We start from the raw sequence: 15,977 nt of genomic DNA, 5'->3' as shown, positions 1-15,977 counted from the left end.
AAAGGACACCGGCCATGAGCCAGACCCTCCGCACGGCGCCGACGGGCGCCGGCTACAGTGCTCCGCCCAGCAGCGCCATTGCCAGGATCGTTACGGGATTTATCGCGGGTGCTCTCGCCTTTCTCGTCTTCCATCAGGGTGCGGTCTATCTCGCCGATCTTCTCGGCCTGCTCTCCATCCCCGCCTATTCCGTGACCCCGGCGGCAGTGACAGGCGTGCCGCAACTGGTCTCGACGGCGTTCTGGGCCGGCGTCTGGGGCATCGTCTTCGCCTTCGTTCAAACCGGATTCCCGCGCGGCGCCGCCTATTGGCTCTGGTCCTTCCTGTTCGGCGCGATCTTTCCCAGCCTGATTGCCTTCACGCTGGTTCCCTGGCTGAAGGACCTGCCGCTGCTCGCCGATGGCAATATCACCCGCCTCGTCGCCGGTACGCTGCTAAACGGCATTTGGGGTTTTGGGGCCGCCCTGATCTACCGGGCGCTCATCCGCCGCTAATGCGGCCACCGCGCGTTCGGTGTAGAAAAGCGGTAGCCCCACCATCCCCCAGAGGTTCTCCATGGACGTCCGCAACGCCGCCAGCAGCCCGACCCGCCGCGCCAGCCCGGATTATTTCACAGGCACCGTCTTCCAGGATGTCATCAACGAAGCGCCGGCGCCGGCCCGCGTGCGCGCCCTGCGCGTAAGCTTCGAGCCTGGCGCGCGCACCAACTGGCACACCCACCCGCTCGGCCAGACCTTGCATGTGCTGAGCGGCGTCGGCCGCGTCCAGGCCGAAGGCGGGCCTCTGCGCGAGATCCTGCCCGGCGACACGGTCTGGATCTCGCCCGGCGAAAAGCACTGGCACGGCGCCGCGCCCGGCCATGCCATGGTGCATCTGGCGATCCAGGAATCGCTCGACGGCGAGCAGGCGGTCTGGCTGGAGCGCGTCACCGACGACGTCTACAACGCGGCGCCGGCGGCTTAGCGGGCGGACGACCGAACCGGCAAGACGCCTCACGATCGTGCAAGCCGCGAAGGGCTTGCGCGGACAATATGCCTTGCCTAGAGTCGAGCCATGACGCTCGGCGCGAGCTTTCCACCCACACCAGCAAGGACGATCTCATGAGCCTATTGCCGGCGGATAATGCGAAAGACCCGTCCGACCCGATGCAGCGCGAGGCGCAGACCTTTCCCAAGCTCAGCGCGGAAATGATCGCGCGCGTCGCGAAGTTCGGCACCGAGGAGGAGGTCCCGAAGGGCCAGACGCTATACGAGCGCGGCCAGCGCGGGGTGGATTTCTTCCTGGTGCTGGAGGGCGCCATCGAAATCACCAGCGAGGACGAGGAAGACCGGCCGATCGTGATCGTCGTGCATCGCGCCGGCCAGTTCACCGGCGAACTCGACCTGTTCAACGAGCGCGAAATCCTGGTCAGCGCCCGCACCGCCAAGAACAGCCGGGTGGTGCGCATCAAGCGCCCCGATTTCCGGCGCATGGTGACGGCCGAGCCCGATATCGCCGAAATCATCATGCGCGCCTATATCCTGCGCCGCGTGGCGCTGATCCGCTATGGCCAGACCGGCGTCTCCGTGCTCGGCCCTGGCCACGGCGGCGACACGCTGCGGATCGAGCGCTTCCTGATGCGCAACGGCTATCCGCACCGGCTCATCGACACCGAAAAGGACGAGGACGCGCGCGGCTTCCTCGAATGCTTCCACCTGACGCTCGACGAGCTTCCGGTCGTCGTCTATCCCGGCCACCGCCTGTTGCGCAATCCCTCCAATTCTGAGCTTGCCGACGCGCTCGGCCTGACCGAGGCGTTCGAAGAGGGCAAGGTCTACGACCTGCTGGTCGTCGGCGCGGGACCGGCCGGTCTCGCCGCCGCGGTCTATGGCGCTTCGGAAGGGCTGTCGACGCTGGTGATCGAAGCGCTCGCGCCGGGCGGCCAGGCGGGCACGAGTTCGAAGATCGAGAACTATCTCGGCTTCCCGACCGGCATTTCGGGGCAGGCACTCGCCGGCCGCGCCCAGGTGCAGGCGCAGAAATTCGGCGCCCGGCTGGCGATTTCGCGCCCGGCGGTCAGGCTCGACTGCGATACGAGCCCCTACCGCGTCAGCCTCGAAGGCTCCGGCCAGGTGGCCGCCCGCGCCATCATCATCGCCACCGGCGCGCGCTATCGCGGCCTCGATGTCGAGAATTACGAGAAATACGAGGGCCAGGGCATCCACTATGCGGCGACCGCCATGGAGGCTCAACTCTGCGCCAATGAGGAGATCATCGTCGTCGGCGGCGGCAATTCCGCCGGTCAGGCCGCGATGTACCTGTCCCGGACCACGGCGAAAGTCTACATGCTGGTGCGCGCCAAGGGGCTGGCGGCGACCATGTCCGATTATCTGGTGCAACGGATCGAGGCGACGCCCCGTATCCAGCTTTTGACGGAAACCGAGATCACCGGGCTCGAGGGCGAGCGGACGCTGGAGCGGGTGGCCTGGACCAACCGCGCGACCGGCGCGAGCGAGACGAAGCCGATCCGCAACCTTTTCGTGATGATCGGCGCCGCCCCGAACACCGATTGGCTGAATGGCTGCCTGGCGCTGGACTCGAAGGGCTTTGTCGTCACCGGCGTCGAAGCGTCGCGCGAGAATGCCGGCATGGGCGGCGATTCCCCTTTCGGCACCTCGCGGCAGGGAATTTTCGCCGTCGGCGACGTGCGGGCAGGGTCGGTGAAACGGGTTGCCTCGGGCGTTGGCGAGGGATCGGTGGTGGTGCAGGCCGTGCATAAATATCTGAATCCGCCGCTGGATTGATGCGGCGCGGATGCGGAGTGAACGATTGCGTGCGCGGCCTCGATCAAGTAGGTAAAGTGCTTGGGATGCGGCCCGCTTATGCCCGCCGTAGACACGAAGACGCCTGTCCCGTTCGCCGGCTTAGCACAGTGGTAGTGCAGCGGTTTTGTAAACCGAAGGTCGGGGGTTCAAATCCCTCAGCCGGCACCAACGCTCCGCACAGAATGTTCTCATGTCGCTCCAAGGTGGGCGCACACGTTCACGCGCGGCAGGCTCTCCGCCAAGCGCCCTCTCGAAGTCCAAGGTGACAGGATCGCACCCATTCATCGCACTGTCTTGGCCACGCTCGCCTGACTACGAAACGTCGCGACGCATCGCGCCGGCCCGCGCAACCGCCGGCGGGGAGAGGGATAGCTTGCGCTCCACTCGCCCCTCCTCTGCCGGCCAGGCTATTTCGGATCGGGCGAACCCTGCGGCGGGCGCCACCCGTCGGGAACATCCCCATCCGGGATCAGACTGTCGCCAGCGTCCTTGGGGCCTCCGTCGATGCCGTATTTCTGCAGGTAGCTGATCGCGTCGCCGGTCATGGTCTTGCTGATTTCGTGAGTCTTCTGCACGCTCATGACGATATCCGCGATGATCGTCGCAACGGTGCCGATGGCTCCCACGAGTGACAGGCCGGCATTGATGAACCCGGCCCATCGCGCGCCTGCGCCGCCCGCCGAGAGATATCTCGGCAGCCATGAAGGCTTAAATTTCTGCGCCAGCAGGATGCCGGATTCATAGAGATCGGCCGTTCCAACGACGGTTGACAGCGTTCCGGAGACGATCGCATTGACCCGTTCGCCGCCCTTCAGACCGGTGCCGAAAAGGATCGTCGCGACGCCCGCGGCGATGCCGCCGGCGCCGTTCAGAAATTGTCCTGTCCCCTTTGGCAATTCCTTGATGTGGTTGAAACCGGTCCAACCTTCCTTCTTCGCGATCGCATTGAAGGCTGAAGCGTATTTTTCGCCGAACGTCCCCATCAGCCCCAGCGCCGACACGCCGTTGCCGACCATCCCGACCACCTGTTCGGTCGTAAAGGGTCCCTTCAGGCCGGCAGTGACGCCGAGCGAGATGCCGCCAAAGATCGCCGCGGCAAGATGCGAACCTCCGACCTTATGGAAATTATAACCCGTCTTCCAGGCGCCATCTTTGGATTCTGCGCCAAACCAGGCAGGTCCCGCTGTCTTGGCATATTCGATCCATGACTGGTAACCATGGCGCGCGGCATTCCACGCCGCTTTCAACTCTCCGACAGCGCCGGCGATGATCGCGTCTTGATCGGTGCTGCCATCCTCCAGCGTGAGATTAGCGGCCGCCGCGGCGGCCGCCCTGGCACGTTCCTCATCGAACTGGCCATCCGGCGTCGTGAACATCGCCGCAAAGGTTTGAGGATCGAGCCCTTCGAACAGAAATTCAGATGTCGCCTGGGAATAGTTCTTATCGAATTCGGCCCTCGACGCATCGACCGTCGCTCTGTCGATAATCGACTGGTAGTTTGCGGCCTCGGACAGGAAAAGCAGCGGGACCTTACTGGGGGGGAGACCGAGATCCGCGATCGCCTTCAGATCATTGCCGGTAACGATATTGTCGTTGTAATATTTTACAATCTCATCATACCGGCCCGACTTCTTGGCGATATCGTTCAGGTCGAGAGTGGGGCCGGGCTTGCCGCCGCTTCCGGATGCCGCCTCGTAAAACGCGGCTTCGGCAATGAATGCCGCGATCGCATCCCGCTGCGGCACGGGATTACCATCCTGGTCCTTGGCGTTGAGGAGATCGTTGAGGGTCTTGCCGTCTTTGAAATTTGCGTAATTCTGGTCGAACGCGGCCTTCAGGTCGGGGCTTGAATTGACGATGGTTTGAAGGTTGGTGGTCACCTTGTCCTTCAAATAGTCCTGGACGTCCTTGTCAGCCTGAAGGATTGCGATTTTTGCCTGAGTCTCGGCGGCAAGCTTCTTGGTGGTCGGATTGAGGCCCGCATCGTCGAGACTGCGATTGTCGAGATAGCCGGACTTTTCGGCGGCGAGCATTTTGAGCAATTGCTCCTGAAGCTCGTGCAGCGCGGCAGCTTTCTGGGCGGCTGTATAGTTTTCCGGATGCTCGAAAATGTCCCCATTCAGCGTCGAGGTATCGATCCCCGCCGTGGCGCCGTTGATCGCGGCGGCGTTCAGAATTTCGATCAGATCGGTGTCGCTTCCGGGCGCCACATCTCTGAGATAAGCGCTGAAATTGCCGGAATTCACGAGGCCGTCAGAATGGGTCTCCAGCGACTGGCCGGCCTGATCGACAAGCTCGAACATGCCAGCATCGGACCACATCTTGGCCGCGCCCTTCAGACTGTCGCTGAGGCCGGGATTGTTTTCGGCGAATGCCTTCAGCTCCTCGCGGGATAACTGACCGCCCATCAGGGTCGAATTGGCGCGCAGGATCGCCAGCGACTCGGCATAGGCGACGGCCATCGGATCGGCGTTGGGATGTTTCTTCTTCCACTCCGCCAGATCTTTCTGTGCGGCATCCATATCTTCCCTGGCCGCGCGGTAGAATTTCACCATGGAGTCGCGGGTGATACGGCCATTGCCATCGCTCATGGCCTTGAACAGCGCAGGATTGTCGTGAACGAACTTGATGGCGTTCTTGACGTCTTCGGGAAGATTGGCCGGCGGGTTCGCCCAGTCGACATTGGCCAGATCAGCGCCAAACCAGTTGTAATAGAGCAGCGTCTCGACTTCGAGCGGCTTGCTGAGGGCCGCAATCTTGTCCTGTTCCTTGTCATTATCGGTCGTGATCTCAGCCCATTCCGGTTTCAAATCCGGCGGCGGCGTGATCGGATCCTGCTGATCCTCGTCCCCCTTGCCGATCGGCCCGGGACGGCCGGTGCCGCTGCCGTCGTCGAGGAAGATATGAAAGTTGGTATCGTTCGGCCCGGTCCCCTTGGCGTCATGCACGGCTTGGGCCCAAAGGCGGTCCATGCTCTCGAGGAGCCGGGAGGCGGGGGCCGCATCGGTCGGAGGTACAGTCGTCATGTCATTCCTCGCAACGGTTCTATGTCAATTCGCTGGGCCGCCATCGGGCAGCGCTTACTCGCACCCACGCAGCCGTTCGCACCGCTGCAAGTCGTGCTGCTTCGGACTTGGCTGTCTCCGGGATGTGTTGATAGGTTTTAAGCGATCTGCCGGCGAGGCGATCGATCAGCCGCCGAACCCGCAGTGACAAGTCTGCATCGGCATCCATTCGCATTCCACGCCGTTTTTTACGGTTTGTTTCAACTGCAATACGAATCCGGCCGCGAGGCGGGAAACGGTCTCAGCGACCGACGGCGGTCCGGCTAACAGGCGGTTTTAAATGACGGATTTCCGTGCGCGAGCGTCTCCGCGGCCTCCGGATGCTGCGGCCTAAAGGCGGCCAACTCGGTAAGCCAAAAAAAGCCCCTCTCCCCTGACGCTGTTGCGTCCGCCCTCTCCCGCGCGGTCAGAGGGGGGCGAGCGGCGGGTGCCGATCGCCGGGGTGAGGGGGAAAGCCGTGGTGGGAGACCCAGCGACATCTCGACGTCTCGCGAGTTCCGACGCTCCGGGCGCGCAAGCGGTTCAAACGCCGCGGCAAATTTTGCCGGCTCTCCCCGCCGAGTCCGAAACCGGGTTTCCTCGCCATCCGATCCTGCTAAGCTCCCTTGGCACACCGCGAACCGCAACGCAGCCAGCTCCCATGCCCTCCCGCCGTCAACGCTCCCGCCAACCGATCATGCCGCCGGCCCGAGAGCCCGCGTGACTGCCGCCTCCGAAACCCTTCCAGGCCCCAGCCGCCCGGCCCGCTCGGATCGCTGGTTCATCACCGCGCTCGGCATCGGGCAGATCTGTTCCTGGGGCACGCTCTATTACAGCTTTCCCCAGCTTGCTCAGGCGATGGAGCGCGATCTCGGCTGGTCCAAGCCCGAGCTTTACGGCGCGGCGACGCTTGGCCTCGCGCTCAGCGGGCTCGCCGCCTATCCGGTCGGCGCCGCCATCGACCGGGGGCATGGGCGCGCGGTGATGGGCGCGGCCTCGATTCTTGCCGGCCTCTTGATGCTGGCATGGTCGCAAGTCGAGAGCCTTGCGCTCTTCTACGTGCTGTTCGCAGGCATCGGCTGCCTGCAGGCGGCGACGCTCTACGAGCCGGCCTTCGCCGTCGTTGCGCGGCGCGTCGGGCCGGATCAGGCGCGGCGCGGCATCACGGCGCTGACGCTGTGGGGCGGTTTCGCCAGCACCGTCTTCATTCCGCTGATCCAGATCCTGATCGATCAGGTCGGCTGGCGCGGTGCTCTGGTCGGCCTCGGCCTCGTCAACATCATCCTCTGCGGCGGCCTCTATTACGGCGCCATCCGCCCGTCGCAGGACGCCATCCCGCGTCCATCGCCAAGAACCGATGCGAGCCCGGCCGGCGACCGCGGCGCCCTTCACCAGGCCCTGCGCACACCCGTTTTCTGGGCCCTTGCGCTTGCCTTCACGGCCTATACCGCGAGCTATTCCGCCTTCACCTTCCATTTCTACCCGCTGCTGATCGAGCGCGGGCTCGACGCGACGGCGACCGTCGCGGTGCTGAGCTGCATCGGTCCGGCGCAGGTGGCGGGGCGGGTGCTGATCTGGCTGTTCGCGCCGCACGCCTCGATCCGGCGCATCGGCTCGCTGGTGGTGGTGTCCTTCCCGATCGCGATCATTGCCATCCTGCTGCTGCCGCCGGACTTCGCCGGCATGGCCGCCGTGGCGGTCATCTACGGCGCGGGCAATGGCATCATGACCATCGTGCGCGGCATGGCGGTGCTGGACATGCTGAGCCGGCGGGCCTACGGGGCGATCAACGGCGCCCTGTCGGGGCCGTCGCTGATCGCGCGCGCGGCGGCGCCGGCCGGGGCGGCAGCGCTCTGGGCGGCGACGCAGAATTATGACGGGGTGCTGCTGGCGATCTTCGCCGGCGCGGTCATCACGGCGATCGGCTTCTGGGTTGCCGCCGCGCTTTCGATGACGCGGCCGGTGAGCCTGGAATAAGGCCTCGCGCTCAACGCCCCGCCGTCTCGCTGAGCAGCCGGACGAGGACATCGCGCACTTCGGTGACGCGGAAGGGTTTGGCCAGGATCGGGGCGTCCGTCTGGGCCTCGCTGCGGACGGATTCGCCATAGCCCGTGACGAACAGATGCGGCACGCCGCGCTCCTTCAGCAACTCCGCCAAGGCGAAGCTATTTTGGCCACCGAGATTGACGTCGAGAATGGCGGCGTCGATCTTGCGGGTCTGGGCCAGCTCCATGGCCTGGTCGAGCCGCATCGAGGGGCCGACGACGATGGCGCCCTCCTGTTCGAGCATGTCTTCGAGCAACATGGCCACCAGCGGCTCGTCCTCGACCGTCAGAATATGTTTTTGAAACAGGGGGCCGGTCATGAACTCGCCATTGCGGAAGCCGCCTCGGGCAAGGGTGCGCGGATGGTGCATACCAGTCCTGCCGGCTGGAACTGAACGGCGATGTCACCTTGAAGTTCCGCCGCCAGAGCCCGCTCCAGCATGCGCAGCCCGAAACCGCGATGCGAGGGCGGCGCGACCGGCGGGCCGCCCTCCTCGCGCCATTCCAGCTCGAAGCGGGGGGCGGGATCCGATCGCGTCGACCAGTTAACATGGACACGGCCCGCCTCGGTGGAGAGCGCGCCGAATTTCACCGCGTTCATGCACAGCTCGTGCATCGCGATGGCGAAGGTGACGGCCGTGCGCGGCGGCAGGCTCACCGGTGGGCCGGAGAGGGCGTAGCGGCCGGCATTGCCGCACCATGGTGCCAGGACTTTCCCGAGAACCTTGTCGAGCGAGGCCGCCTGCCAACTGTCGTCGGCAAGCAGATCATGGGCGTTGGAGAAGGCATGCAGCCGGGATTCGAACGCGCTCGCGGCTTCCGCCGTGGTGGACGCCGGGCCGCCGAAAGATTGCTGGGCGAGGCTCTGCACGATGGAGAGGGCGTTTTTGACCCGGTGGTTGAGCTCATCGATCATCAGCCGCTGATGCGCTTCGGCGCGCTTGTGCTCGGTGACGTCGACGCAACTGCCGAAGAATCCCGCGAATTCGCCGTTGCGGTAGAAGGGCGAGCCATTGTCGAGCAGCCAGCGAAATTCGCCGTCATGGCGGCGGAGACGGTATTCCATGCTGAAGGCTTTGCGCGCATCGAAAGCGGCGTCATAGGTGGCGAGGCACCGCTCCAAATCATCCGGGTGGACGCCTTCCGCCCATCCCAGGCCGAGCTCCTGCTGCAGGCTGCGCCCGACGAAGTCGAGCCATGGCTTATTGAACCAATTGCACAGCTTGTCGGGGCCAGCCCGCCAGATCAAGACAGGAGCGAAATCGGCCAGTTCGCGGAACGCATCGTCCCCGGCCATTGCCCGGTCGTGTGCTTGCATCGGCAAAGGGTCCATGGGTTTTCTAGCACCGCTTCATGGTTAACAAAACCTCCGCCATATGGCAATTCGGGGCCAACGCACATGGCTCCGCCATCCTAGGTTTCAGGCGACGCAACTCAAGGGTGAGCAGGTCCTTGCACTCAACCGCCTTCGTGCCATAATGTTCCAACTCATTGGCGGGCTAGCGAAATTTTGCAACCTGCGCGAAATTGCCGCGACTGGCGGCACCGCTGCCGCGCCTGTATACATCCCGGCGCGAAATGCATTGCGCTATGTGCACCTATGTATAATTTGGAAATGCGGCCAGCCGTATATAATGGCGGGGCTTTCGGGAGAACGTCACTCTTGAGGGCCAAAAGCGTCAAAAATCAGAATCTTAGAGGTCGCAAGGAGGAAACATGCGCAATTTCAATCATCGCGTCATCATGCCTGTCGCGCTGCTGGCGCTCGGCGCCCTGACGCTTGGCGGCACGGGCGCGGCCAAGGCCCAGTCCACCCAGATTTCCATCGTTACCGGCGGCACGGGCGGCGTCTATTATCCGATGGGCGGCGGCCTCGCCAACATCCTGACCAAGGCCCTTCCCGGCATTCAGGCGACCGCCGAAGTCACCGGCGGCTCGGTCGACAATCTGAAAGCCATCGGCGCCGGACAGGCCGAAGTCGGCTTCTCGATGGTCGATGCCGGGCTCGACGCGGCCAATGGCCAGGGCAAGTTCACCGCCAAACTGCCGATCCGCACGCTTGCCGTGATCTATCCCAACGTCATGCATGTGGCGACGACCGAGGCGACCGGGATCAAAAGCGTCGGCGAGATGAAGGGCAAGCGGGTCTCCACCGGCTCGCCGGGCAGCGCGACCGAAGTTATGGCGCTGCGCGTGCTCGAAGCCGCCGGCCTCGATCCGGACAAGGACATTAACCGCACCCGACTTGGCGCTTCAGAATCGGTGAGCGCCATCAAGGACGGCAAGATCGACGCCTTCTTCTGGGTCGGCGGCCTGCCGACGGCGGCGATCACCGACCTCGCCGCCACGCCGAATACCACGCTGAAGCTGATCGACCATTCCGACCTCGTCGAGAAAATGAACGCCAAGCATGGCAAGCTCTATGCCGCGACGCCAATCGGCAAGTCGGTCTATCCCGGCCAGACCGCCGACAACAAGGCGTCGAGCGTGTGGAACGTCCTGGTTGTGAACGAGAACATGTCCGAGAAGATGGCCTACGACATCATCAAGACGGTGTTCGACAAGCAGGACGACCTGATCGCGGTGCATAAGGAAGCCGCCAACATCAAGCTCGACAATCAGAAGACCGCCAACACCGGCGGCATTCCCTTCCATCCGGGGGCCGTGAAGTTCCTGGCCGAAAAAGGCGTGAAGGTCGAGTAGGGAGAGACGACATGGCGGAGACAACCAAGGCGACCGCGAATCCGGCCGGCGGAGCCGGCATCGCCTCCGCCGAACTTGACGAAGCGGCCCTTGCCGAAGCTCAGAAATATATCGAGGAGGAGGAAGGCCGCACCAACCGGCTGACCGGCAAGCTCGGCCTTGCCATCACCCTCTTCGCGGCGGCGGTGTCGCTGTTCCACCTCTATGCCGCCTACGCCATCGTGCCGGCCTATATCCTGCGGCCCGTTCACGTCGGCCTGGTGCTGTTCCTGGTCTATCTGCTGTTCCCTGTGGCGGAGCGGTTTCGCGACCGCATCCGGAGCTGGGACTTCCTGCTCGGCTTGGCCAGCCTCGGCGTGATCGGCTATATCCTATACCAAGGCCCCGATTTCGGCGACCGCGCCATCCTGCCCGACCGCATGGACTTGGTAGTCGGCATTGCCTTCATCGTGCTGCTGCTGGAGGCGACGCGCCGGTCGACCGGCATCATCATGCCGATCGTCGCGCTGCTGTTCCTCGCCTATGCCTATTACGGCCCCTATCTGCCGCAGCCCTGGACACATCGCGGCTACGGTTTCGAGCGGCTGACCGGGCACCTCTATATGACGCTCGAAGGCATCTTCGGCGTCGCGGTCGACGTGTCGTCGAGCCTGATCATCCTGTTCACGATTTTCGGCGCCTTCCTGCAGCATTCCGGGGCGGGGAAGTTCTTCATCGACTTCTCCTTTGCCGCGCTCGGCGGCAAGCGCAGCGCGGCGGGCCGCTCGGTGGTGCTCGCCTCGTTCCTGATGGGCGGCCCGTCCGGCTCGGGCGTCGCGACCACGGTCGCCATCGGCTCCGTCGCCTATCCGATGCTGAAGAAGGCGGGCTTCACCCAGAACGCGGCGGGCGGCCTGCTGGCGGCCGGCGGTCTCGGCGCGATCCTGTCGCCGCCGGTGCTCGGCGCGGCGGCATTCCTGATCGCGGAGTTTTTGAAGATCTCTTATTTCGACGTCATCCTGATGGCGACGATCCCGACCATTCTCTACTATTTCGGCATTCTGGTGATGGTCGAGCTGGAAGCGGCCAAGAGCGGCAGCGGCGGCGGCGCGGTGTTCTCGACGCCGAAGGGCACGGCCGGCAAGCTGGCGCGCACCTACTGGTTCCACTTCCTGTCGCTGATCTCGATCATCGTCTTCATGCTGATGGGCTTCTCCGCCGAGCGCGCCGTGCTCTGGGCGACGGGTCTGTCCTTCGCCACCAGCTTCCTGCGCAGCGACACCGCACTGGTGCCGCCGAAACTGCTGAAATCTCTGGCGGACGGTACCATCGGCGTGCTGACGGCGGCGGTGACCTGCGCCAGCGCCGGCATCATCGTCGGCGTCGTCACGCTGACCGGGCTGGGGCTGAAATTCTCCGCCATCGCCATCGACTATGCCGGCGGCAGCCTGCTGCTGACCGCCATCTATACGGCGCTGATTGTCTGGATCGTCGGCCTCGCGGTGCCGGTGACGGCGTCCTACATCATTTGCGCCGTCATCGCCGCGCCCGCCTTGACCAAGCTCGGCGTGCCGGACTACGCCGCGCATATGTTCATCTTCTACTATGCCGTGCTCTCGGAGGTCTCGCCCCCGACGGCGCTTTCGCCCTTCGCGGCGGCGGCGATCACCGGCGGCAACCCCTACATCACCACGCTGCAATCGTGGAAATATACGATGCCGGCCTTCCTGATGCCTTTCGTCTTCGTGCTCGACCCGATCGGCGGCGGCCTTTTGCTGAAGATCCCGGCTGGCGGAAGCTGGCTCGATATTCCGGCCGTCACCCTGCTGGCGGCGGCGGGCATCGCGGCGCTGGCTTTCGCGGCCCAGCGGCAGATCTTCCGGCGCAACAACCTCATCGAGACCGTGCTGCTGACTTTCGGCGGGCTGCTGCTGATCTTCCCGAGGCTGATCGACGGCATCACCGGCTCGCTCCTCGGCGGGACGTTGCCCTATAAGCCGGCGCTCGGCGGCGCCATCGTCATCGCCGTCATCGCCTTGCAATACGTCTCGGCGGCGAGGCAACAAGCGGCGCCGGCCTGATCGATGACAATCTTTCGGCGATTTATTGCTAATTGAATAAAAAACTCATGATTTCGGCGCGATCGCGTGCGACCTTGTCCTGGAGCGGGATGAACAAAACTGCATAACGTCTACCGCTCGTCAGCCCGCTGATTCTGGATGAAACCATCCGGAATCGGCGTGATCTGGGGGGCAAGGTCGCCGATGCCGGAGATACGCAGTCTGGAAGTGTTCTATTGGGTGGCGCAGCTCAATAGCTTCCGCCGTGCCGCCGAGCGCCTCAACACCACCCAGCCCGCCGTCTCGCAGCGCGTCGCCGCGCTCGAAACCGAGCTCGGCTTGCGGCTGTTCGACCGCGCCGCCCGCTCCGTCAGCCTGACGCCGAAGGGGCGCGAACTGCTCGACTATGCCGAGCGGATGCTGCGGCTGCGGGCCGACATGATGCGTGCCGTTGCCGCACCCGCCGCGCTCAGCGGGCTGATGCGGCTCGGCGTGTCGGAAACCATCGTTCACACCTGGCTTGCCAAATTCATCGAACGCGTGAATTCCACCTTCCCCGGTATCACGCTGGACATTGTCGTCGACGTCTCGCCGAACCTGCGCGACGCGCTCGTCGTGCATGAGCTCGACATGGCCTTCCTGCTCGGCCCGGTCAGCCAGCCGAACATGACCAATTACGATCTCTGCCGCTATCCGCTCGCCTTCGTCGTGCGCTCGGACATCGATCTCGGCCCCGAGCCGGTGCCTTTGGCGCGGCTCACCGAAATGCCAATCATCACCTTCCCGAAGACCACGCGGCCTTATCTCACCTTGCGCGACACGCTCAGCCGCGCCGAACTTCCCGCCCCCCGCATCTTCTCCAACTCCTCCCTCTCCACCATCGTCCGCATGACCGAGGACGGCATCGGCATCAGCGTCATTCCCCCCGTCGTCATCCCCCGCGAATTGGCAACCGGCGCGCTGCGCATCGTGCGCACGGACGTCAAGCTTCCCGACCTCGCCTTCACCGCATCCCTGCCTTTGACCCCCGATGGATTGATCGCGGATCCGGTTGCTCAACTGGCGCGAGAAATCGCTCAAGCATGAAAATTGGGCACGAATTGATAAGCCTAGCTTATGGGCAATGATCCGGAATAACGATTTGCGGCGCGCGCTTGGTTTATGTTTCGATAAGGAAATTCGAAACGCCGGAGTGCCGTAAAGTGACCCTTCCTCTGCGCAAAGCCAGCCCCGAAAATCGCATTCTTAATGATGGCCGCGCAGTTCGGCTTGCGGCCCGCAGCGGGGCATTGACCGGCAATACGGCGGGCCTTGCGCTCGGCTTCGTGCAGGGCAATCTGGTGGTGCTTCCCGAGGCGCTGGCGGGCGATTTCCTCCGCTTCGCCCAGCGCAATCCGAAACCCTGCCCGCTGCTCGGCGTCTCCGAGCCCGGCAGCCGCACGATCCCCGAGCTCGGCCTCGACCTCGACATCGCCACCGACATCCCGCTTTACCGCGTGTGGCGCAATGGCGAGCTGGTCGACGAGCCCGGCGCGGTCGATGCGGTCTGGCGCGACGACCTCGTCTCCTTCGTCATCGGCTGCTCCTTCACCTTCGAGGAATCGCTGATCGCGGCCGGGCTGCCGATGCGGCACGTGTCGCGCGGCGACAATGTCGCCATGTTCCGCACCTCGATCGCCACCAAGCCCGCCGGTCCGTTCCAAGGCCCGATGGTCGTCAGCATGCGGCCGCTGCGCCCCGCCGACGCCATCCGCGCCATCCAGATCACCTCTCGCTTCCCGGCGGTGCATGGCGCGCCGGTGCATATCGGTCATCCCGCCGACATCGGCATCGCGGATATTTCCAAGCCCGATTATGGCGATCCGACCGAGATCATGGCGGACGAGCTGCCGGTATTCTGGGCCTGCGGGGTGACGCCGCAATCGGTGATCGCCGCCACCCGCCCGGACTTCGCCATCACCCATGCGCCCGGCTGCATGCTGGTCACCGACCGCCGCAACACCGAATACGCCGTGATCTGATCCGGCGTCCCCTTCGAAAAACCAAAGTCGCACTCAAGAGGAATACGACGATGAAGATGAACCGCAGACAGCTACTGATGAGCGGCGTCGCCGCCGCGGCGCTCGCGCCGATGGGCCGGATGGCCTTCGCGCAAGCAGCCACCGAAGTGGTCATCGGCGTCGTCTATCCGATGTCGGGTTCGAACGCGCAGATCGGCGTCGACGCCAAGCACGCGCTGGAGACCGCCGCCGATATCATCAATGCCGACTACGATCTCGAGCTGCAGGGCGCCAAGGGCGCGGGCATTGCCGGCCTCGGCGGCGCCAAGATCCGGCTGGTCTTCGCCGACCATCAGGCCGACCCGCAGAAGGGCCGCGCCGAAGCGGAACGCCTCATCACCCAGGACAAGGTCTGCGCCATCATCGGCGCGTTCCACTCCTCCGTCTCGGCGACCGTCAGCGCCACCACCGAGCGCTACGGCATCCCCTATATCGCCGCCGACAGCTCCTCGCCGAGCCTGCACCGCCGCAACCTGAAATTCTTCTTCCGCGCCGCCGCGCATGACGAGATGTTCTCGAAGGCGATGTTCGACTTCATGGACGCGCAGAAGAAGAAGGGCAAAAAGATAGATAGCGTCGCCTTGTTCCACGAGGACACGATTTTCGGGACGGACAGCTCCACCGTGCAGCAGAAACTGGCGGCCGAGCGCGGCTACAAGATCGCGGCGGACATCAAATACCGCGCCAATTCGCCCTCGCTGACGGCCGAAGTGCAGCAGCTCAAGAGCGGCGACGCCGACGTGCTGCTGCCCTCCAGCTACACCACCGACGCGATCCTGCTGGTCAAGACCATGGCCGAACTCGGCTACAAGCCGAAGAACATCATCGCACAGGCGGCGGGCTTCTCCGAGAAGACCGTGTTCGACACGGTCGGCGACCAGCTCGTCGGGCTGATCTCGCGCGGCAGCTTCTCGCTCGATCTGGCGGCGAAGCGTCCCTTCATCACCAAGGTGAATGAACTGTTCAAGGCCCGCGCCGGGCGCGACCTCAACGATAACACCTCGCGCCAGTTCACCGCCCTGCTGATCCTCGCCGACGCCATCGACCGCGCCAAATCGGTCGACGGCGAACAGATCCGCGCCGCCCTCGCCGCCGCCGACATTCCGGGCGAGAAGACCATCATGCCCTGGAAGCGGGTGAAGTTCGGCCCGGACGGCCAGAACGAGGACGCCGATCCGGTGTTGCTGCAATATGTCGGCGAGAACAAATTCACCACGATCTACCCGGAGATCGCGGCCGTCGCCGACGCCAAATGGCCCATGAATGCCTAGCCTGGCCCAGC

General features: G+C 64.3%; 12 protein-coding genes and 1 tRNA gene. 10 read left to right on the top strand and 3 right to left on the bottom strand.

Annotated features, from left to right (window positions below):
- Positions 1-14: 14 nt before the first annotated feature.
- The 4 genes from BLEFHOIH_RS22190 (at position 15) to BLEFHOIH_RS22175 (ending at position 2,972) form a co-directional block, all read left to right on the top strand.
- Positions 15-494, top strand: coding sequence for a hypothetical protein (locus BLEFHOIH_RS22190; protein WP_088348225.1), 480 nt, complete (start codon positions 15-17; stop codon positions 492-494).
- Between the two features lie 61 nt (positions 495-555).
- Positions 556-963 carry a cupin domain-containing protein gene (locus BLEFHOIH_RS22185; protein WP_088348224.1) on the top strand — a complete coding sequence of 136 codons (408 nt, stop codon included), beginning with the start codon at positions 556-558 and terminating at the stop codon, positions 961-963.
- A gap of 137 nt (positions 964-1,100) precedes the next feature.
- Positions 1,101-2,783 carry a cyclic nucleotide-binding domain-containing thioredoxin-disulfide reductase gene (locus tag BLEFHOIH_RS22180; RefSeq protein ID WP_088348223.1) on the top strand — a complete coding sequence of 561 codons (1,683 nt, stop codon included), beginning with the start codon at positions 1,101-1,103 and terminating at the stop codon, positions 2,781-2,783.
- A gap of 114 nt (positions 2,784-2,897) precedes the next feature.
- Positions 2,898-2,972, top strand: a tRNA-Thr gene (locus tag BLEFHOIH_RS22175).
- Positions 2,973-3,211: 239 nt separating this feature from the next.
- On the opposite strand, the gene BLEFHOIH_RS22170 is transcribed toward BLEFHOIH_RS22175, so the two are convergent.
- Positions 3,212-5,830 carry a type III effector HrpK domain-containing protein gene (locus BLEFHOIH_RS22170; RefSeq protein WP_088348222.1) on the bottom strand — a complete coding sequence of 873 codons (2,619 nt, stop codon included), beginning with the start codon at positions 5,828-5,830 and terminating at the stop codon, positions 3,212-3,214.
- Between the two features lie 738 nt (positions 5,831-6,568).
- Between BLEFHOIH_RS22170 and BLEFHOIH_RS22165 the strand changes: the two genes are divergently transcribed.
- The gene (locus BLEFHOIH_RS22165; RefSeq protein ID WP_088348221.1) at positions 6,569-7,825 is read left to right on the top strand and encodes an MFS transporter; all 1,257 of its coding nucleotides are present in this window, start codon (positions 6,569-6,571) and stop codon (positions 7,823-7,825) included.
- Between the two features lie 10 nt (positions 7,826-7,835).
- On the opposite strand, the gene BLEFHOIH_RS22160 is transcribed toward BLEFHOIH_RS22165, so the two are convergent.
- Both BLEFHOIH_RS22160 and BLEFHOIH_RS22155 read right to left on the bottom strand, forming a co-directional pair.
- Entirely contained in the window at positions 7,836-8,213 is a 378-nt protein-coding gene (locus BLEFHOIH_RS22160; RefSeq protein ID WP_088348220.1) for a response regulator, read from the bottom strand.
- The gene (locus tag BLEFHOIH_RS22155) at positions 8,210-9,211 is read right to left on the bottom strand and encodes an HWE histidine kinase domain-containing protein (protein ID WP_170937331.1); all 1,002 of its coding nucleotides are present in this window, start codon (positions 9,209-9,211) and stop codon (positions 8,210-8,212) included. The genes BLEFHOIH_RS22160 and BLEFHOIH_RS22155 overlap by 4 nt, the downstream gene beginning before the upstream one ends.
- Before the next feature lie 398 nt (positions 9,212-9,609).
- Between BLEFHOIH_RS22155 and BLEFHOIH_RS22150 the strand changes: the two genes are divergently transcribed.
- From BLEFHOIH_RS22150 to BLEFHOIH_RS22130, 5 genes are all read left to right on the top strand, one after another.
- A complete protein-coding gene (locus BLEFHOIH_RS22150; protein ID WP_245297149.1) occupies positions 9,610-10,596 on the top strand; it encodes a TAXI family TRAP transporter solute-binding subunit in 987 nt (328 codons plus the stop codon).
- Positions 10,597-10,607: 11 nt separating this feature from the next.
- Entirely contained in the window at positions 10,608-12,656 is a 2,049-nt protein-coding gene (locus tag BLEFHOIH_RS22145; RefSeq protein ID WP_088348218.1) for a TRAP transporter fused permease subunit, read from the top strand.
- A gap of 138 nt (positions 12,657-12,794) precedes the next feature.
- Positions 12,795-13,721, top strand: coding sequence for a LysR family transcriptional regulator (locus tag BLEFHOIH_RS22140; RefSeq protein ID WP_245297148.1), 927 nt, complete (start codon positions 12,795-12,797; stop codon positions 13,719-13,721).
- Positions 13,722-13,849: 128 nt separating this feature from the next.
- The gene (locus BLEFHOIH_RS22135; protein WP_088348473.1) at positions 13,850-14,656 is read left to right on the top strand and encodes a putative hydro-lyase; all 807 of its coding nucleotides are present in this window, start codon (positions 13,850-13,852) and stop codon (positions 14,654-14,656) included.
- 56 nt (positions 14,657-14,712) lie between these two features.
- Complete coding sequence (locus BLEFHOIH_RS22130) at positions 14,713-15,966, top strand: ABC transporter substrate-binding protein (protein ID WP_088348472.1); 1,254 nt, start codon at positions 14,713-14,715, stop codon at positions 15,964-15,966.
- Positions 15,967-15,977: the final 11 nt, after the last annotated feature.

The sequence above is a fragment of the Rhodomicrobium sp. R_RK_3 genome (assembly GCF_002198715.1).
GTDB lineage: Bacteria > Pseudomonadota > Alphaproteobacteria > Rhizobiales > Rhodomicrobiaceae > R-RK-3.
Note: the sequence above shows the minus strand (reverse complement) of the source record. Positions and strands in the feature narration are given on the sequence as shown.

What these genes read in the sequence shown, in the direction of transcription:
- BLEFHOIH_RS22190 (WP_088348225.1), top strand. Translation starts at nt 15, where the DNA reads ATGAGCCAGACCCTCCGCACGGCGCCGACGGGCGCCGGCTACAGTGCT.
- BLEFHOIH_RS22185 (WP_088348224.1), top strand. Translation starts at nt 556, where the DNA reads ATGGACGTCCGCAACGCCGCCAGCAGCCCGACCCGCCGCGCCAGCCCG.
- BLEFHOIH_RS22180 (WP_088348223.1), top strand. Translation starts at nt 1,101, where the DNA reads ATGAGCCTATTGCCGGCGGATAATGCGAAAGACCCGTCCGACCCGATG.
- BLEFHOIH_RS22170 (WP_088348222.1), bottom strand. Translation starts at nt 5,830, where the DNA reads ATGACGACTGTACCTCCGACCGATGCGGCCCCCGCCTCCCGGCTCCTC.
- BLEFHOIH_RS22160 (WP_088348220.1), bottom strand. Translation starts at nt 8,213, where the DNA reads ATGACCGGCCCCCTGTTTCAAAAACATATTCTGACGGTCGAGGACGAG.
- BLEFHOIH_RS22155 (WP_170937331.1), bottom strand. Translation starts at nt 9,211, where the DNA reads ATGCAAGCACACGACCGGGCAATGGCCGGGGACGATGCGTTCCGCGAA.
- BLEFHOIH_RS22150 (WP_245297149.1), top strand. Translation starts at nt 9,610, where the DNA reads ATGCGCAATTTCAATCATCGCGTCATCATGCCTGTCGCGCTGCTGGCG.
- BLEFHOIH_RS22145 (WP_088348218.1), top strand. Translation starts at nt 10,608, where the DNA reads ATGGCGGAGACAACCAAGGCGACCGCGAATCCGGCCGGCGGAGCCGGC.
- BLEFHOIH_RS22140 (WP_245297148.1), top strand. Translation starts at nt 12,795, where the DNA reads ATGAAACCATCCGGAATCGGCGTGATCTGGGGGGCAAGGTCGCCGATG.
- BLEFHOIH_RS22130 (WP_088348472.1), top strand. Translation starts at nt 14,713, where the DNA reads ATGAACCGCAGACAGCTACTGATGAGCGGCGTCGCCGCCGCGGCGCTC.